Origin of the sequence: Thiorhodovibrio winogradskyi (assembly GCF_036208045.1) — a bacterium.
GTDB classification, from domain to species: Bacteria; Pseudomonadota; Gammaproteobacteria; order Chromatiales; family Chromatiaceae; genus Thiorhodovibrio; species Thiorhodovibrio winogradskyi.
This window is the reverse complement of record NZ_CP121472.1, coordinates 2,046,196-2,064,706: the sequence shown is the minus strand read 5'-3', so window position 1 is coordinate 2,064,706 and position 18,511 is coordinate 2,046,196. Positions and strand designations below refer to the sequence as shown.

Sequence of the window (18,511 nt, the reverse complement as noted above, 5' to 3'; positions counted from 1 at the left end):
CACAACACACACGCAAGCGAAGGTATTCAAACAACTCATGGCCATCCGCGTTGACGCACGCGAACTGACTGATATCCTCCATCTCACGCCATCCGACCAGAACCTGATGCTGGTTGGACGCCATGGTATTGGCAAATCCGAGATCGTGCGCGCCATCTACACCCGCATGGGATTGCCGGTGGAAGCTTTCTTTCTCGGGCAGATGAGCGATCCCGGCGATCTGATCGGGCTGATGCACAAGGACGAAGCGACCGGCCACTCGGTCTTTCTGCCACCCTATTGGTGGCCCGCCGGGCAGGAGCCCATGGTGCTGTTTCTCGACGAGCTGAACCGTGCCCGCCCGGAGATTCTGCAAGCCGTCTACGATTTGGCGCTCAATCGTCGCCTGGCCGGCAAAAGCCTCCCGCCTGGCAGCCGGGTGGTGGCGGCAATCAATCACGGCGAGGAATACCAGCTCACCGACTTGGACCCGGCACTGCTGTCGCGTTTTAATCTGTATGAATTCGCGCCCACGGTTGACGATTGGCTGCTGTGGGCGACAGAGAACCAGCTCGATCAGCGGGTGATTGATTTTATCCAGGCCGAGCCCTACCAACTCGACGGCGCCCGCGCCGAGGGCGACAGCGGCGAGTTCCAGGCGGATCTGACGAAGACCCCGGATCGACGCGCCTGGGCCAAGGTCGCCGCCTTCATCGCCCCCCTGCCGCGGCTGGAACCACTGCATGTGAAAGCCATCGCCGGCATCGTTGGCTCCACCTCGGCAATCGCCTTGCAGCAGCGCCTGGCCGCCAGCGGCCAGCTTGGACCGGAGCAACTGCTGTTACACTGGCGCGAGCATCAGGAACGGATCAAAGACCTCAGTCTGCACGAGACCATCCAGCTCAACGAGCGCATCCTGCTGTATTTGCACGGTCTCGCGCAGCCGGTCGCGAATGCCGAAACCTTGCGCACCAATCTGCTCAATTACCTCAAGCGCCTGAAGCGATTGAAACGCAACGAGGCCATCGCGCATTTTGCCTCCCTGCTCGAAAACCCCAATTATGATCGTGCCATGGCCCTGTGCTCCGGTTCGGTGGAGCTGCTCGGGCTGCTCACCGACTACATCGCCGGCATCAAGGGCTAGGACGACATGGACCCCCGCGCACGCATGGGCCAGGTGCTGGAGCGCTGGTTCATCACCGAGCCGCTGCTGTTCGCGGTGTTCAGCGATCACCGTATGCTGATTGAACCCATCGCTACCATCCGCGTCGGCGAAGGTCGCATCGGCTACAACCCAGCCTTCATCGACGGCCTGGACGCGAGCCAGCTCGACGCCGTGATGCGCCTGGAGGCGGTGCGCATTCTACTCAAGCATCCCTACAGACGCCGTCAGCATCCGCCGCACATCAGCTACCAGGCCAGCAATCTCGCCCTGCACGAGCATCTGCACCTGCCGCTGCCACTGCCAAGCGCCTTCACGACCTTTGGTCATCATGATTACGACCAGCAGTTTCATGAGTTTTACCATGCGCGCCTACTCGAACAGGCCCTGCCCGCATGGGGCGCGTCGGCGCCTGATTCGCCATCAGACCCGCTATCCGACCGGCTAGCGGACCCGCCATCGGAGTCCGGCGGCCAACCACAGCCAGGCGGCCAGCCGGGTAAGGCCGCCGGCGCTGACGCCGATGCGCCGGCACCTATCGCCGACCGCGTGCCGCCAAGCCTGACCGACTATGGCCGGTCCCCATGCATCGGCGAGGAAAACACCCGTCCCTGGGGCGAGGACGAGTTGATGAGCGAGCGCATCGACGAGCATGTCGCCGATGCCGAACTGCGACAATCCTGGGGCAACCTACCCGGCGCCATTCGCCAGCGGGTGATCGCCAACCGCCAGCCGAAGCTCGACTACCGTGCCGTTCTGCGCCAATTTCGGCTCTCGGTGCTATCCACAAAACGCCGACTCACGCGAATGAAGCCCAGCCGTCGCTATGGCTTTCTCTATCAGGGCAGCCGCTACGATTTTCGCACCCGCCTGCTGGTCGCCGTCGATGTCAGCGGCTCCATGAGCGATGAGGACATTGCGCGCGGATTTTCGCTGATCAATCGCTTTTTTCACTACGGGATCGAGCGCGTCGACGCCATCGCGTTTGACACCCAAGTTCAGGGGCCGGCACTGACGCTCAAGCACGCACGGCGCACCTTTGCCATTCGCGGTCGTGGCGGAACCGATTTTCAGGCCGTGATCGACTACCTTGATAGTCATCCAGGTTACGACGGTGCGATCATTTTTACCGATGGATATGCCCCTACACCAAAACCGCCGCGTGATCGCCGCAGCAGATTACTGTGGATTTTCATTAACGAAAGCGCTTATCACCAAGCCAGGGGACTGAAAACCCTCGGCACCACCCTGTTCCTGCGCCCTGACAGCGCGCGGATTCGCTCACCATCATCAGCCAGGCTGTCAAAACCCTAATGAACGGCCTTGATCATAATCTGGGCAACCTCAACCCTCCGGTTGCGAAGTGTGAGGTTGCCTTGGCCCCATATACGATCAAAGCCACCCTTGTCCATCCATCCGCCAGAGTTTCTGCCCCGGAGCCCCGCATTCTAGTTATGCTGTTTAGGCTAACTCACAATCTTTTGGGTCTTCTTGCAAGGGGCGGCTTCAGCCTCGACAGATCCCGACCGAAACCGCCCCAACAGGCAAGAAGTTGCATCATTTTACTATCTTGGTTCGGTGGGCTTGATGTGGATAGACTTCCTCATGATCAGGATTCTGGAGTCCTTGTGGCTTGGGGTGGCGGATCATGATGAATAAGCAAGAGCGGCCCATTGTGACGGAGTTTGGTGCCGTCATTTTGGGTTTGATGTTGGTGCTCTACCTGGCGCTGGTCTTTCTTGGCGGGGTCGACTATGCGAGCGCCTTTGAGCTTGTGCTTTATGCGCTGGCCGGTTTGGCCGTGATGATGATCTTCGGGCTGAGTCTCGCGACACTGCGAAATAACGACATCCGCAAGATTTTTATCCTCTATGATGCGCAGGATGCGGGTTTCGTTTCTAAACTCTATGACGCGTTGAAAATGGCCCCCTTTAGAATCCTATGGGACAAAAAGGAAGTTCAGGTTGGCGACAACACCGATGACAAGCTCAAGGAGCTATTCGACAGCAGCAGCGACATCATTTTCGTGGTGTCTCATCAGAGCGTCGGGGCAAGCTGGACAAATCCGGCCATCGCCAAGTCAATCAAGAAGAATAAACGGATTTTTCCGGTGTTGCTCGATGACGCGGCCCCCCCTGAACCGCTTCAGGGGATCAAGGCAGCGGACTTCCGGCTGTCATTCGACGACGGCTATTTCAGTCTGAGAGAGGCGCTGCGGACACGCAGGAAAGAAGCGCCTTCACCTGCAAAATCACCCAATGCTGGGCAGGACGTTCAACAAGAAACCGGGCAGAATGCTCGTCCAAGTGTCGAACCAACTCAGCGGCAAGACAGGTGACAAGATCGCGACAATACAGAACTCTTCTGGACGCGCGAGCGTCTTTTTTCTCACGACGCACAAGCGTCCCTAATCTGAAGGTGTATCAAAAATGGATAATAAGCAAATTCTGATGACTGCTACCGCAGGACTCGCACTGGCATTCTCCGGTGCTCTGTTTGCAGAAACCTCTGCCGACATGGCGGCGAAAGCAGCCAAACAAGTAGCTGAAGAGGTTGACACCGCCGCTGCGGTTACTCAGGGCGTCGCAGACGCTGTGACCGATGCCACCGCCGATGTCAATGCCGCCAAGGATGCGGGCCTTGCCACTTCGGTCGAGGCCGAAGCGGCTGACCGGATGTCGGAAGCTGTCAATGCGGATGCCGCCGAGATGATGAAGGCCAAAATCGTCGCGGATAAGATGGCGAAAGACGCCGCCACCGAGGCTGTGCTCAAAGACTCCACGGATCTGATACAGGGTAACTGATCTCAGGCTTACTGGAAATCTTAAGGTTAGTGTAAGGTATCCCTGCGTTGAAGAACAGGCTTGAATAACACCAAGCTGTCATTCAACGCAGGGCCCCTCTCTAATTCACGATTCGAGGATTCAGACTCTCATCGACGGAGAACTGAAGCGCGAGTTGCCGCGCGGCGCCAAAGTCAGTCTTGCCGCTGCCCAGCTTGGGGATGGCCGCGACCCGCAGGATATCGGACGGGATGGCCAGCGGATTCATGCCGGCACCCATCAGCGTCTTGCGCAGCGCATCGGTCTCTAGCTCATCGGCCACCAAGAGGACGATGCGCTCACCCTTGCGCTCATCCGGCAAATTCACCGCCACCGCTTCCAGCTCGGCCCGCCCAAGCGCCCGGCGCACCTGATCCTCCACCGCGCTCAGGCTGATCATCTCCCCGCCCAGTTTCGCGAAGCGCGAATAGCGATCAACAATGGTCAAAAAGCCATCGGCATCCAGATGGCCCTTGTCGCCGGTCTTATACCAGCGCAATCCATCCAGCTCCACCACGGCAGCGGCGGTCCTGTCCGGATCGCCCAGATAGCCCTTCATCACCTGTACGCCGCCAATTAGAATCAAGCCGTCCTCGCCCGGCGCCAGGGGCGCGAGTGTCTCGGGGTCGACGACCCGGAAGCTGGTCCCGGGCAGTGGCAGGCCCACGCTGCCGGGACGCGAGCCGGTCTGGACCTTCCAGCTCAGGGTATCGAGTGAATCCGGCACATTCACGCTGGCCACGGGCGTGGTCTCGGTGGCGCCGTAGCCCTCATAGAGGGTTTTATGAAACTTCAGCTCGAAGGCATCGCGCACATCTGGACTCAGGCGCTCGGCCCCGGCGACCACCACCCGCAGCGACTGCAACATCAGCGGATGAATGCGCTTGTTGCGGGTATGCAGCCGCAGAAAGGTCGAGGTACTGCACAACACAGTGGCCCGATAGCGAGCGATGGCCTTGGCACTGCCAACGGCGTCGGTCGGGTCAGGATGGCACACCATGGGCACCCCCTCAAGCAACGGCATGAAGGTGGTCGCGGTCAGCCCAAAGGCATGAAAGAGCGGCAGATTCGAGAGCACAATGTCGCTGCGCTCGGTATTGAGCACATCGGCGATCTGGCGCGCGTTCGCGCGAATGTTGCGATGGGTCAGCTCCACCCCTTTTGGGCGGCCCTCACTGCCGCTTGAGAACAAAATCGCGGCGGTCTGATCCGGCGTGGTCGCCCGCCCGAACAATGCCAGCAAGGCGCGCGCCGGCAGCAGACTGGCGAGCAGCAGGGCGTTGAGCGCAGAGAGCTTGCCGATACTGGCGCGCATGTCCTCCATGGCATGGAAACGCACATCCGGCAGCGCCGCGCGCGGGTCGATGCCGCGCTGTTCAAGCTTGCGCAGAAAACGCTCGGCGGTGATCACATCACTGAGCCCGGCCTGCTCAACCCCGGCGCGCAGGGCCTCGGCGCTGGCGGTGTAGTTGAGATTGACCACAGTCCTGCCAGCCAGCAAACCGGCGAGATTGGCAATGGCCCCGGCACTGCTCGCCGGCAGCAGAATGCCGATCGCCGGCGCCCCGCCCAGACGCTTGATGCGCGCCGCGAACAAGAGCACCGCCGTGATCAAGCGCCGGTTGGACAGGCGCGCGTTGGTGGATTCGATCACCGCCGTCGTCCCCGGCTCACGCTTGGCGGCGCGCAGCCAGGCCAAGGGCACCGGCTCAAGGGTCTCGACATAGCTGCGCCAGGAGGTAACCGACAATTCAAACACTGCCTGCTTGACCTGCTCGGCGGTGGCGGTCAACGCCAAGGGCTGACCAAAGGCAACGATGATCTCGCGCACGCGGCCCGCGCGGCGGTCGGTTTTAAGCTTGGTGCTGGCATAGGAAAAGCGACTGCCCCAGAGACCGCGCTGATAGAAGGGCAGAATCACTCCCTGGCGCGCGGCTCCGGCGGCGCGCTCGAAGCCGCGCTTGAACTCATTGAGCTGACCGTTCTTGCTGAGCGTCCCCTCGGGAAAGAGACAGACCACCTCGCCCGCGTCCAGCAACTCGGTCACTGCCGCGATGGCTTGGCGGCTGGCCCCGCGCGAAATGGGCACCACGCCGAAAAAGTCCAGAAAGCGGCGCAGATACCAGCGCTCGTAAAGATTGCGCTCCATCACGAAGTGCACCGGGCGCGGGCTGGCCATCTGCACCATGGCCCAGTCAATCCAGCTCACATGGTTGCCCAGCAACAGCACGCCGCCCTGGGCCGGCAGCTTGGACAGGCCGATGACATTGAGCCGGTAGCGGGTCCGCATCAGGCGCGCGATCACGAAGCGCACCAGCGACTGCGGCAATTGATAAATGGTGTAGAGCGCGCCCAGGGTCGCCACCACGGCCAGGGCAAACAACAACACCAGGCTGCCAAGCTGCAGATAGGCCGCCGCCACGGTGAGACCCAAGAAGCTGAGCATCAGCAGGTTCTGGATGAAATTGTTCGCCGCCAGCACCCGCCCCAGCGCCTGCTCCCCGGCATTGAACTGAATGAGCGCATTGAGCGGCACCAAAAACAGTCCGCCGAGAAATCCCAGGGCAATGAAATTCAGCCCATGCGCCCACGCGGACTCCAGCCCTGGTAGCACAAAGAGGGCTAGCGCGATGCCGATGGCGCCAATCGGAATGAGCGCGACCTCGATATGATGCCGCGACACCCGCCCGGCCAGGTAGGAACCGAGAATAATGCCAATCCCGGAACAGGCCAGCAGCCCCTGGATGACCACGGTGTTGGTCTCGCCAAGCGTCTCCTTGGCAAAGGCCGGAAAGACCGCCAGCACCACCTGGGAGATGGACCAGAACACCGCCAAGCCAACGATGGACAGCCAGATCACCTGATTGTCCCAGGCCGCCTTCAGGTTATCGCGTAAATAGCGCGCGCTCAAATAGGCACCCCAGCGAAAGCGGATGCTATTGCCCGCCGTGGTGCGCGGCAGGCGATAGGCCATGAACACCTCAAAGAGCGCGCAGGCCACCAGCCCCCAGCCGAGCGGCGCGATCAAATACATCGCCTCGCCAGGACTGGCGAAGGACTGCCCGGCCAGGCGCGCCTCGAACAAAATGGAGAACAGAAAAATGCCGGCCAAAATGGCCGTGGTGCTGGTCGCCTGCACCCATCCGTTGGCCGCCGCCAGCGCCTCCTTGCCGACCAACTCCTTGATGTAGCCGTACTTTGCCGGAGAGTAAAAGGCACTCTGGGCGGCAAGCAGAAAGGTCATCGCAAAGGCCGCGATAAACCAACCCAGGTAATAAAACATCGTGATGGCCAGGGTGCAACCAACCGCGAACCAGGCGCTGACGCGCATGACTTTGTGCTTGGGGAAGCGATCGGCCATGAAACCCGAGGGCGTAAACAGCAGCACGAATGGCAGCAGAATCAAGGCATTGACAATGGCCGTCAGCAGAATCTGGGTATCGCCGTCATAGGTCTTGAACAACGTATTTTGGATAATGATCTTATGCCCGAGGTCAACAAAGGCATTCAGAAAAATCATCACCACATAGGAAAAAAAACCACTGATACGGAATAATCGACCCATGTTCGAGCTCCTGTGTGGGCACTATAATTCCCAGACGCTGACAATTTACAGATTCTCTCGCGAAGCGAAAGCTCTTTTTCCAGGCCCCGCAGGAGTCCGCCCATGCGCATCGAAGCCGATTTAAAGCTTGGATTCAAGGATGTGATGATCCGCCCCAAGCGTTCCACCTTGCGCTCGCGCGCGCAGGTATCCTTGGAGCGCAGCTTCACCTTCCTTCACAGTGGCAAGACCTGGACCGGGGTGCCCGTCATGGCTGCCAACATGGACACCATCGGCACCTTCGAGATGGCGGCCGCCCTGGCCCGGTCGGGCCTGCTCACCGTCATCCACAAACATTACAGTCCGCGGGCCTGGGAGGACTTTCTCGACACCCACCAGGGCATTGAGGACAACCTGGCCATCAGCACGGGGACAACCGAGCGCGACCTCGATACTCTAAAAACCGTGCTGGAGCATCATCCGCGACTGTATTTCATTTGCGTTGATGTCGCCAACGGCTATAGCGAGCACTTCGTTGACTTTGTTGGCAAGACCCGGAAACATTTCCCTGAACACGTCATCATCGCCGGCAATGTGGTCACAGGGGAGATGGTCGAGGAACTCTTGCTCTCAGGTGCTGACATCATCAAGGTCGGCATTGGACCCGGCTCGGCCTGCACCACCCGCATCAAAACCGGAGTTGGCTATCCTCAGCTCTCGGCCATCATTGAATGCTCTGACGCGGCTCACGGCCTGGGCGGGCAAATCATCTCGGACGGTGGCTGCACTGTCCCTGGCGACATCGCCAAAGCCTTCGGCGGCGGCGCCGATTTCGTCATGCTCGGCGGTATGTTGGCCGGTCACGACGAATCCGGCGGCGAAAAGATCGAGCGCGATGGCAAGCAATACACACTTTTTTACGGCATGAGCTCCGACACCGCCATGAACAAGCACGCAGGTGGCGTGGCCGAATATCGCGCGTCAGAAGGCAAGACGGTCGAGGTGCCCTATCGCGGCCCGGTGATCAACAGCATCCAGGACATCCTGGGTGGTCTGCGCTCGGCCTGCACCTATGTCGGCGCCCAGCGACTCAAGGAACTCAGCAAGCGCACCACCTTCATTCGCGTCCAGGAGCAGCATAACCCAGTATTTTCCGACGCCTGAGCTCGGAGAAATCAAAGGATTCGAGCAGGAGGCATTATTGTCTGGGTTGGACTCGGTCGCCTCCGCCCTTGCCAAACAGGGTGTGGAAAATGTAGCCAAAATAGTCCGCTGTTGTCAGCGCGGACATCATTTTGGCGTCCGTCTCAGCCAGTAACACCGGTGTTGACATATCGATTTTGTTCACCTGGGCCAAGCCGGTGATTCCCGGGCGTGCTTCATACACCCCTCGCTGCGCTCTTTCAGCGATCAATTCTCGCTGATCCAACAAACAGGGGCGCGGCCCCACCAGACTCATCTCCCCTTTGAGAACATTCCACAGCTGGGGCAATTCATCCAGTTTGGTTCGACGCAAAAACTGGCCCAAGGGTGTAATGTCCTCGACACTCGCCAGATGGGTGGCCACAGATGCCGTGCCTGGGCGCATGGTTCGAAATTTCACCAGTACAAAAGGTTTTTGATATCGCCCAACCCGTTCTTGCCGAAAGAAAGGCGAGCCAGTATCCAGGTAACCAACCAGCACGAGCACCAGCATCAAGGGCCATCCAAACATCAGCCCCAGGGTCGCGAGCAATAGGTCGAAAAGACGCATCATCCCTGTTTTCCTCGCGCAGTCCGGCGCAGTCCCTCGTCTAGGTCGAAAGGCGGCGTCCAACCCAGAGTCTTGCTGGTATGAGATAGGTCAACTTGCAAACTGCCGAACAACCGCCGCGCGACATCGTCTTTGCCCAGCCATCTTGCCGCGGCCATCAGCAGGCTTGGCGGCACTGGAATCAAACGCGCTGGATGTCCCATGGCCCGCCCCAGACGACGCAACAGGTCCGCGAGGGAAAGATCCTCGCCGTCGCTGACCAGAAAAGTCTCATTGGCGGCGGCCGGATGTTCGACACAGGTCAGGATGAAGTCAACCAGATTGTCCAAACCCACCAGGCTACGACGATTGCAGGTCACAGCTCCGAGCGGCAAGGGAACACCACGCCGCAACCAGTCCATCATCGCAGCGAAGTTGCCTTTGACTCCCGGGCCATGGACCATCGGTGGACGAATGATGACAAGTTCCATACCCGTCCTTTCGGCCAGAGCACGCAAGCCCCGCTCGGCCTCGAACTTGGAAATGCCATAAGGATCGACCGGCTTAGGCTGTTGAGCGGCATGGAAGGCTCGGCCCGGTGCTGTTTCTTCACCGTTGACCTTGATGGAGCTTACAAAGACAAACCGACGCACCCCTGCAGCCGCCGCCTGCTCTGCCAATGCCAAGGTCCCAGCCACATTCACCCGGCGGAATTCCGCCACAGGATCGGCGGCAGTATCGGGCATCATATGCACGCGCGCAGCCGCATGGATGACGAGATCGATGTCGAGCACACCAGCCTCCCAATCGGCGTCGGCCGTCAACCCGGCGACCCGTACCCAATCCACGGATTCCCACATGGGTGGTCTCTCGTACCGATAAACCGCGCGCACCAGATGCCGACCATCCTCCAGCAAAGACCTGACCAAGGCAGCGCCAACAAAGCCGCTCGCTCCTGTAACCAAAACCTTCATGACACAACACCCCGGCGGAAGCTTCTCCAGAAGCTCGACACCCGTGGAGCGACAACTGGAGCAGCACCCTGCCCGGCGCTTGGTCGGTTCATGTTCCCCGCCACTGCTTATTCCTCCGGCACGACCATGGAAACGTGATGACCTGGAATGTTGACAGGCCGATCCAACTCAGGCACCAGATCCAGTATTAGACCAAGGAGTCGATCCTCGTCATAGGACTCACAAGCACTGCGCAGCCACATCACTCGGTCCCACAACCAGTCCCACTCGAGATAGCGCGGGTTGGCTAATAACAGCTTTTCTTGCGAGGTGGCGCGCAGATTCTCTTGCTCGTGGAACAACTCCTCAAAAAGCTTTTCTCCTGGTCGTAGGCCCGTGTAGACGATTTCGATATCCTCGCCCGGAATCTTGCCACTGAGGCGAATCATTTGCTCGGCCAAGTAATGGATTTTAATCGGGTCACCCATATCCAGAACAAAAATCTCACCGCCACATCCAACTGAACCCGCCTCGATGATCAGCTGGCACGCCTCGGGAATGGTCATGAAATAGCGGGTAATCTCCGGATGGGTGACAGTCACAGGTCCGCCCTTGGCGATCTGCTCATGAAATAGCGGTACAACACTGCCCGCGGAGCCCAGGACATTGCCAAAGCGAACCGTCACGAATCGGGTCGCGGACCGGACATTCAGGTTTTGGCAGAAAATTTCCGCGATACGCTTGCTTGCCCCCATCACATTGGTGGGATTGACTGCCTTATCGGTTGAAATCAAAATAAAGGCCTCGCATCCATGACTATCCGCCATCTGCGCAGCGGTGACGGTTCCAAGGACATTGTTTCGTATCGCCTCACGCACCTGCCCCTCCAACATGGGCACATGCTTGTAGGCTGCCGCGTGGAACACCAGATGCGGCCGGCGATGCGCAAATACCCACTCCAGAGCCGTCCTATCGCAAACATCCACCAGATGGGCATGGAGTGGTAAGTCGGGGAAGCTACCCCTCAATTCCTGCTCCACCTTGTAGAGATGATGTTCGCCGTTTTCGACAATCACCAGCGACCTGGGGTCGAGGCGCGCTAATTGTCGGCAAAGCTCGGAGCCAATAGAACCACCACCTCCGGTTACCAACACACACTTACCTGCCACATGCTCCGTCACCGCTTCCCAGGACAGTTGGATCGGATCGCGTCCCAACAAATCCTCAATCGCCACCTCGCGCAGTTCCTGGATCGAGACTTTCCCGGACACCAAATCCTTTGTCCGCGGCAGGATACGGAAGGGCACACCGGCGCGCTCGCATAACTCGACCACCCGTCGTACCTGGCGACTCGATCCGCCTGGCAGCGCAATCAGTATTAACTCCACTCGATGAGTTTTGACCAGAGATGGAATGCTGTCTAATCGCCCGGCAACCCGCACACCATGTATCTCTTTGCCTTTCTTGCGAATATTATCGTCCACAAATACCACAGGGCTGTAGCCAAGTTCAGGCTGGCGCAACAGATCTCGGACAAGAATTTCGCCAGCACGTCCAGCGCCGACAATCAGAACATTCCTAGTGTCACTGGAATAAAGACGCCGATCCTTGTAGCCACGGTACGCAAATCGCGCACCACCCAGCAGCAACAGCAGGAAAACGGCATACAGCAAGGGCACTGAACGAGGTATTGACTCCAGCCTGTTCAACATGAACAGGATGATGGTTGTCAGCACAACCCCCACAAGCACTCCCTTCGCGATACGAATAAGATCCGGAATCGAAGCGAAACGCCAGACGCCACGATAAAGCCCGAAGTACCAAAACACCCCGCCCTGCACCAAAATCAACAAAGGAAGGGCAACAAGTGCCTGCTCCAGAAATAACGCTGGTATCACGTCAAGATTAAACCGGACCCAGTAGGCCCCCATCCAGGCAATAGGCACTGCCGCCAGATCGTGCAAAAATACAACGAATGGATTACGCCATCGACGCATCATGGGTGGTGCTCTACTGTAACTGACCAGAAACTAACATGACCAGTGCTTGAAGATACCACCGAAACGCTCCCATCCGGTGCCCAAACACCAGTTGAGTGGGACCATTGCTGCGCTTCGACGCTGCCTTTGCCAATCCATTTGGAAGCGGACGCGAAGATGGAGAAGAGTTTCTGTCGCAGAGGCGCGATTGGTAAGCCCGAAAAGAAGGATGGAATCTGTGCAGGCTGTGCTTAAGCCTTGGAAGGCAGAAGCTCAAGTATTGCGCTAGCCAGCAAAAGCGGCGTTGCAGATACCCAGCAATGAGGCAGGAAAGATCCCCAGAAACAGCACCGCCAGTCCATTGACCGAGATGGCGATGCGGGCATCGCCGGCAAGCCGCAGCGGGGACTCTTGAGCGGGTTTGTCGAAGTAAATGAACTTCACCACCCGCAGGTAGTAGAAGGCGCCGATGATGGAGAAGACCACGGCAACCACGGCGAGCCAGGTGAGACCAATGCTGACCACGGCATCAAGCACCAGCAGCTTGGCGAAGAAGCCCACCGCCGGCGGTACCCCGGCCATGGAGAACATCATGAGCGCGAGCATGGCGGCAAGCCAGGCATCGCGGTCGTTCAATCCCTTGAGATCATCAAGATTCTCAATCTCCACGCCCTTGACCGAGATGATGGCCAGCACCCCAAATGCACCGGCGGCCATGAGCGAATAGACCACGGTGTAAAACATGGCGGCAGCGTAGCCCTCGGAGGTGCCGGCCAGCAACCCGAGGAAGATGAAACCAACATGGGAGATAGTTGAGTAAGCCAACATGCGCTTGATGTTGGTCTGAGCAATGGCGACCAGATTGCCGAGCCCCATGGAGAGCACCGACAGGATGATCAGAATCTCACCCCAGTCCGCCTGCAAGGCACCCAGGCTGTCGATCAGAATGCGAGTCGCCATGGCAAAAGCCGCGATCTTGGGCGCGCTCGACAGGAAGAGCACCACCGGCATGGGTGCGCCCTGATAAACATCGGGCAGCCACATGTGAAAGGGCACGGCGCCGAACTTGAAGGCCACGCCGATCAGCACAAACACCAGCCCGAATACCAGAATTTTGTTCTCCATGCCCTCGGCCGTGACAACCTGGGCGACCTCGGTGAAATCAAAGCTGCCGGTGGCGCCATAGAGCATGGAGATACCGTAGAGCAGCATCCCTGAGCCCAGGGCGCCGAGCACGAAGTATTTCATCGCCGCCTCGGCGCCGGGTTTGGAATCACGATCCAGCGCCACCAGCGGATACAAGCACAGGGCGAGCAACTCAAGCCCCAGATAGAGCGTCAGGAAGCTGTGCGCCGAGACCATGATCAGCATCCCTAAGGTGGCAAAAAGAATCAGCACATGGTATTCGCCCACCCAGAGTCCACGCTCGCGCATATAATCGCGTGAGTAGACAAAGGTCAAAATGGTCAGGATCAGTATGATGCCTTTGAGCAAGTCGCCAAAGGGATCTCGCACCAAGGTATCGCTGAAGGCGAAGGTGACTTCGCCGCTGCCAACCAGGCCAACGCAACCCAGGGTCGCGGCCAACCCAAGAATCGACAGGTTATGGTTCCAGACCCGCTGCTCGTCGTTTAGGTACAGATCCATGACTAGGACTGCACAGCCCGTTGTCAGCAAAATAAGCTCAGGCAGGATGGTCGCGAGAAAAGCGGGTTCGAACGCCATAGTTAGAAATCCGTTGGCTACTGGAGCGAAAGCGAATGATGGGTGCTAGTCAGGGAGCCTCGGGCTGGCGAGCCAGCGCCGGATCAACCCCAGGCAACTTGCTAACCTGAATCTGGGCCACCAGGTTTTCGATGGTCGGTTCCATCACATCAATCAGCGGCTTGGGCCAGAGACCGACGGCCAGCACCACGGCGGCGAGCACACCCAGGTTGAAAGTCTCGCGCCGGTTCAGATCTTTCAATTCCGCGACCTTTTCATTGCCAACCTCGCCAAAGACCACGCGCTTGACCATCCACAGGGTAAAGGCAGCCGCCAGAATCAGGGTGGTCGCGGCCAGGAAGGCGTACCAAAAATCGGCGCGGAAGGCGGCCAGTATCACCATCAGCTCGCCGACAAAGCCGGAGGTTCCCGGCAGACCGGCATTGGCCATGGCGAAGAACACCATGAAGCCGCCGAACCAGGGCATGACATTGATCACGCCGCCATAGTCGGAAATTTCGCGGCTGTGCAGCCGATCATAGAGCACGCCAACGCAGAGGAAGAGCGCGCCCGAGATAAAGCCATGGGAAATCATCTGCACCATGCCGCCCTCGATGCCCATGACGGCGCCGCTGGCGACCTCCGGCTGGCGGAAAATGGCGAACACCAGGAAAAAGCCCAGGGTGACAAAGCCCATGTGGGCGATGGACGAATAGGCGATGAGCTTTTTCATGTCAGACTGCACCAGCGCCACGAAGCCGATGTAGACAATGGCGATCAGCGACAGGGCAATGATAAAGCCATCAAGCGCGGCACTGGCATCGGGGGTGATCGGCAGGCTAAAGCGCAAGAAGCCATAGCCGCCGATTTTCAGCATGATGGCGGCCAGAATCACCGAGCCCCCAGTGGGCGCTTCCACGTGCGCATCCGGCAGCCAGGTATGCACCGGGAACATGGGCACCTTGACCGCGAAGGCGAGCAGGAAGGCGATAAAAATCAGGATTTGCGCGGTCATGCCCAGCGGCAGCGCGTGGTAGTCCAGAATGCTGAAGCTGCCGGACTGGAAGTACATGTAGATCAGCGCCACCAGCATGAACACCGACCCAAAGAAGGTATAAAGAAAGAACTTAATGGTGGCGTAAACTCGATTCGGCCCGCCCCAAACACCGATCACGATGAACATCGGGATCAGCATGGCCTCCCAGAAGACATAGAACAAAATGGCATCGAGCGCCGAGAAGACGCCGACCATGATGCCTTCCATGATCAGGAAGGCGGCCATGTAGAGCGATGGCTTGTAGGTGATCACATCCCAGCCCGCCACCACCACGAAGATAGTGATGAAGGTGGTGAGAATGATCAGCGGCATGGAGATGCCATCGACGCCCAGGTAGTAGTAGACATCGAAGGACGGCACCCAGGGCGCGTATTCGACAAACTGCATGCCGGGCGCGGCGGGGTCAAAGCCAAACCACAACGGCAGGCTGACCAGGAAGGTCGCGACCGACACCCCGAGCGCCAAGCGCTTGCTGCGTTCCGCCATCGTATCGCCACTGACAATGACGCCAATACCACCGAGAATCGGCAGCCAGATGGTCAGTGTCAGCCAGGGAAAATCAGTCATTGTCCTTGCTTCTCCGGTTCCGCGACTCTTGCCGCGTCACGACTTTATACTCGGCGCCCGTTGTTAAACAGGTCTCGGTTCAACTGTCCGCACCCGACAGGCCATCGGCTTCGACCAGCAGCGACTCAAGAAAACCTGAAAACCGATCAAGGTCTGCCTCAAGTCGCGGTCGCATGCGCTCGTAGACAGTCATCAGGAACTCCAACCGCAGCCAATCGTAATCGAATTCATAGTAGTAACGCTTGAAATGGCGAAATCGGCGCAATTCATCCAGCAGCTTGAAGGTCTCCGGCGACAGAACCGCCGGTCGCAATCCAGGCACCTCAATGTGCATCTTTTGGAGCAGGTGTTTGTGCCACCGTTCTGAGTCAAGATGATTCTCGAACACCCGCGAAATTCTGAACAAAACTGTCTCAATGCAGGTGTAGGTGTTACCGAGTATCTCCGCCAGCATCACCGCATCGGGTAAACCCCGCGCTCCCTCGTCGCGAAAACGCGAACCATAGTGACGGTAGAGCAAATCAATTTTTTCAAGCGCCCGTCGCCCCTCCCCAACTTCGCCAAGTAGCAGTCGAAGCTCATCCTGTTGCATCGTCTAATGGCCAGTGCGTTCTGAATTCGACGACGAAATGAGTCGCCGATAGCGAATCTCACCCTTCATCAGGATAACCCGTTGGAACTCGGGTTCAAGGTTTTCCCAGCGCACCACGTCCAACGGAAATTTTGTCTCTGCCTCGGCGAGTCGAAACAGCGTTAAAAATTCAAGCGACCCCACCCCTTCAATAGCCAAATCGATATCCGAGATCGCCGAGAAGTGGCGCGGCTCCAAAACCGAGCCCCATTGGATAATCCGACTCGGATTGAAGCGGGCAATCACCATGTCGATAATCCGCTCGGCATCCGCCCTCGCCTGCTGCCATAGAGCAAACCGTGATTGCCTTCTGCCCTCTTCCCGCGCGTGCAAGTACCGCCGTGCCGCGGCGATATCGAACGGCCGCTCTGCGGTGAATGCGGCTTTAGAAGGCAACATAGGCGGTCAGCATGGCGACCAGGCCGATAATCATGGCGATGGCGTAGTGATAGAGCATGCCGGACTGTAACCAACGAACACTGCCAGCGAGGCGCCCGACCGACAGCGCCGAGCCGTTGACGATGGCGCCGTCAATCACCGCCCGATCACAGGTGTTCCACAACAGCCGGCCGATATTCAAGCCACCGCCGGCGAAGACGCGCTGATTGAAATCATCAAAGCCGTATTTGTCTTGCAGCAGCCGGGTCAGCGGGCCGCCGGCGCGTTGCAGCAGCAGGTCGAGATTGGGTAGCAGCTTCACACCGAACCACCAAAACAGGGTGGCCAGCCCGAGCCCGGCCATGGCGAGCTTGAAGGGCCAGCCGTGCATGCCATGCTCGATGAAGGCCTTCTGCCCATGCCAGTGCGCCGCCAGCTCGTGCAGGCTGTCATGCCCGTGCGCCACATGAATGGCATCGCCCAGCCAGTTGTTGATCAGCAATGGCTCCACCGCCAGCCAACCGATGAAAATGGACGGGATGGCCAGCGCGATCAGCGGACCTGTCACCACCCAGGGCGTCTCGTGCAAGTGCGAGCGAGTGTGTGCGTCCATGCGCGGCTTACCGTGGAACACCAGATAGTACATGCGGAAGCTATACAGGGCTGTCACGAAGGCGCCCACCGTCAGCAGCACCCAGGCGACATTGGCGCCGAAGACATGGGAATGGCCGACCGCCTCGATAATGGCATCCTTGGAGAAGAAACCGGAGAAGCCGGGGAAGGCAATGAGCGCCAGGGAGCCGATCAGCGCCGTCAGCCAGGTGATGGGCATTTTCTTCCACAGCCCACCCATGTTGCGGATGTCCTGATCGTGGTGCATGGCGATGATGACCGAGCCGGCGGCGAGGAACAGCAGCGCCTTGAAGAAGGCATGCGTCATCAGGTGAAAAATACCCGCCGCGTAGGCCGAGGCGCCCAGCGCGGCCACCATATAGCCGAGCTGCGACAGCGTCGAGTAGGCCACCACCCGCTTGATGTCATTCTGCACCAGGCCGATTAGCCCCATGAAGAAGGCCGTGACCGCGCCGATGATGAGCACAAAGGACAGCGCCGTGGTGGAAAGTTCATAGAGCGGCGACATGCGCGCGACCATGAAAATACCGGCGGTGACCATGGTGGCGGCATGGATGAGCGCGGAGATAGGCGTCGGGCCTTCCATGGAATCCGGCAGCCACACATGCAAGGGCACCTGAGCAGATTTACCCATGGCGCCGATAAATAGCAGGATGCAAATGAGCGTCATCAGCGACACGCCGCCGAAGAGTGCGACCTGGGTGTCGGCGAACTCAGGCGCGCGCGCGAAGACCTCGGCATAGTTCATGGAGTTGAAGTACATGCCAACAGCCGCGATGCCGAGAATAAAGCCGAAATCCCCTACCCGGTTGACCAGAAAGGCCTTGAGGTTGGCATAGACGGCGGATTCACGCGTCGACCAGAAGCCAATCAGCAAGTAGGACACCAGACCGACCGCCTCCCAGCCAAAGAAGAGCTGGATGAAGTTATTCGACATCACCAGCATCAGCATGGAGAAGGTAAAGAGCGAGATGTAGCTGAAGAAGCGCTGATAGCTGTTCTTACCGGCCAGCGAGCCATGGGGCCAGTTATGCTCGTCATCGGCCATGTAGCCGATGGTATAGACATGCACCATGAGCGACACAAAGGTAACGGTCGCCATCATCAAGGCGGTGAGGCGATCAACCAAAAAGCCGATCTCGAAGCGAATGCCATCGGCGATCATCCAGGTATAGACGCTGTCATTGAAGACACCGAGGTTGCCCCAGATGAACCCCGCCAGCACCGCCAGCGACAGCAGGCAGGAGATGCCGACACCGAGAATAGTCGCGCGATGGGCGCCCACTCGACCAATACGCGCGCCAAAAAAGCCGGCGATAACAGCGCCCGCGAGCGGGGCGAGAACGATGAGCAGATAAATCAGTGCCATG

At 58.8% G+C, this 18,511-nt stretch carries 14 protein-coding genes; 5 read left to right on the top strand and 9 right to left on the bottom strand.

Going from position 1 to position 18,511, the window contains the following annotated elements; translation table 11 throughout:
• Positions 1 to 37 precede the first annotated feature (37 nt).
• The 4 genes from Thiowin_RS09245 to Thiowin_RS09230 all read left to right on the top strand — a co-directional run bounded on the left by Thiowin_RS09245 (position 38) and on the right by Thiowin_RS09230 (position 3,945).
• A complete protein-coding gene (locus Thiowin_RS09245; RefSeq protein WP_328987441.1) occupies positions 38 to 1,123 on the top strand; it encodes a MoxR family ATPase in 1,086 nt (361 codons plus the stop codon).
• A gap of 6 nt (positions 1,124 to 1,129) precedes the next feature.
• Positions 1,130 to 2,455: a VWA-like domain-containing protein gene (locus Thiowin_RS09240; protein WP_328987440.1), complete on the top strand. Its 1,326-nt coding sequence runs from the start codon at positions 1,130 to 1,132 to the stop codon at positions 2,453 to 2,455.
• A 334-nt stretch (positions 2,456 to 2,789) separates the two neighbouring features.
• Positions 2,790 to 3,479 carry a toll/interleukin-1 receptor domain-containing protein gene (locus tag Thiowin_RS09235; protein ID WP_328987439.1) on the top strand — a complete coding sequence of 230 codons (690 nt, stop codon included), beginning with the start codon at positions 2,790 to 2,792 and terminating at the stop codon, positions 3,477 to 3,479.
• Positions 3,480 to 3,570: 91 nt separating this feature from the next.
• On the top strand, positions 3,571 to 3,945 hold the full coding sequence (locus Thiowin_RS09230) for a hypothetical protein (RefSeq protein ID WP_328987438.1): 375 nt from the start codon (positions 3,571 to 3,573) through the stop codon (positions 3,943 to 3,945).
• A 100-nt stretch (positions 3,946 to 4,045) separates the two neighbouring features.
• Here Thiowin_RS09230 and Thiowin_RS09225 read toward each other — a convergent pair whose 3' ends face one another.
• Complete coding sequence (locus tag Thiowin_RS09225) at positions 4,046 to 7,528, bottom strand: acyl-[ACP]--phospholipid O-acyltransferase (protein WP_328987437.1); 3,483 nt, start codon at positions 7,526 to 7,528, stop codon at positions 4,046 to 4,048.
• Between the two features lie 102 nt (positions 7,529 to 7,630).
• Between Thiowin_RS09225 and Thiowin_RS09220 the strand changes: the two genes are divergently transcribed.
• The gene (locus Thiowin_RS09220) at positions 7,631 to 8,671 is read left to right on the top strand and encodes a GMP reductase (RefSeq protein WP_328987435.1); all 1,041 of its coding nucleotides are present in this window, start codon (positions 7,631 to 7,633) and stop codon (positions 8,669 to 8,671) included.
• 34 nt (positions 8,672 to 8,705) lie between these two features.
• Here the strand turns inward: Thiowin_RS09220 and Thiowin_RS09215 are convergent, their stop codons facing one another.
• From Thiowin_RS09215 to nuoL, 8 genes are all read right to left on the bottom strand, one after another.
• Positions 8,706 to 9,263, bottom strand: coding sequence for a sugar transferase (locus tag Thiowin_RS09215; RefSeq protein WP_328987434.1), 558 nt, complete (start codon positions 9,261 to 9,263; stop codon positions 8,706 to 8,708).
• Positions 9,260 to 10,213 carry a UDP-glucose 4-epimerase family protein gene (locus Thiowin_RS09210; protein WP_328987432.1) on the bottom strand — a complete coding sequence of 318 codons (954 nt, stop codon included), beginning with the start codon at positions 10,211 to 10,213 and terminating at the stop codon, positions 9,260 to 9,262. Before Thiowin_RS09210 ends, Thiowin_RS09215 begins: the two co-directional genes overlap by 4 nt.
• Positions 10,214 to 10,320: 107 nt before the next feature.
• Positions 10,321 to 12,192 (bottom strand): nucleoside-diphosphate sugar epimerase/dehydratase, encoded by a 1,872-nt coding sequence (locus Thiowin_RS09205; protein WP_328987431.1) that lies wholly within the window; start codon positions 12,190 to 12,192, stop codon positions 10,321 to 10,323.
• 264 nt (positions 12,193 to 12,456) lie between these two features.
• Positions 12,457 to 13,896, bottom strand: a complete 1,440-nt coding sequence (gene nuoN / locus Thiowin_RS09200) for an NADH-quinone oxidoreductase subunit NuoN (RefSeq protein ID WP_328987430.1) — start codon at positions 13,894 to 13,896, stop codon at positions 12,457 to 12,459.
• Positions 13,897 to 13,945: 49 nt separating this feature from the next.
• Positions 13,946 to 15,499 (bottom strand): NADH-quinone oxidoreductase subunit M, encoded by a 1,554-nt coding sequence (locus Thiowin_RS09195; RefSeq protein WP_328987429.1) that lies wholly within the window; start codon positions 15,497 to 15,499, stop codon positions 13,946 to 13,948.
• Positions 15,500 to 15,578: 79 nt separating this feature from the next.
• Entirely contained in the window at positions 15,579 to 16,091 is a 513-nt protein-coding gene (locus Thiowin_RS09190) for a ribonuclease toxin HepT-like protein (protein ID WP_328987428.1), read from the bottom strand.
• A 3-nt stretch (positions 16,092 to 16,094) separates the two neighbouring features.
• Positions 16,095 to 16,529 carry a nucleotidyltransferase family protein gene (locus Thiowin_RS09185; protein ID WP_328987427.1) on the bottom strand — a complete coding sequence of 145 codons (435 nt, stop codon included), beginning with the start codon at positions 16,527 to 16,529 and terminating at the stop codon, positions 16,095 to 16,097.
• Positions 16,516 to 18,510 carry an NADH-quinone oxidoreductase subunit L gene (gene nuoL / locus Thiowin_RS09180; RefSeq protein ID WP_328987426.1) on the bottom strand — a complete coding sequence of 665 codons (1,995 nt, stop codon included), beginning with the start codon at positions 18,508 to 18,510 and terminating at the stop codon, positions 16,516 to 16,518. Before nuoL ends, Thiowin_RS09185 begins: the two co-directional genes overlap by 14 nt.
• Between the last annotated feature and the right edge of the window lies 1 nt (position 18,511).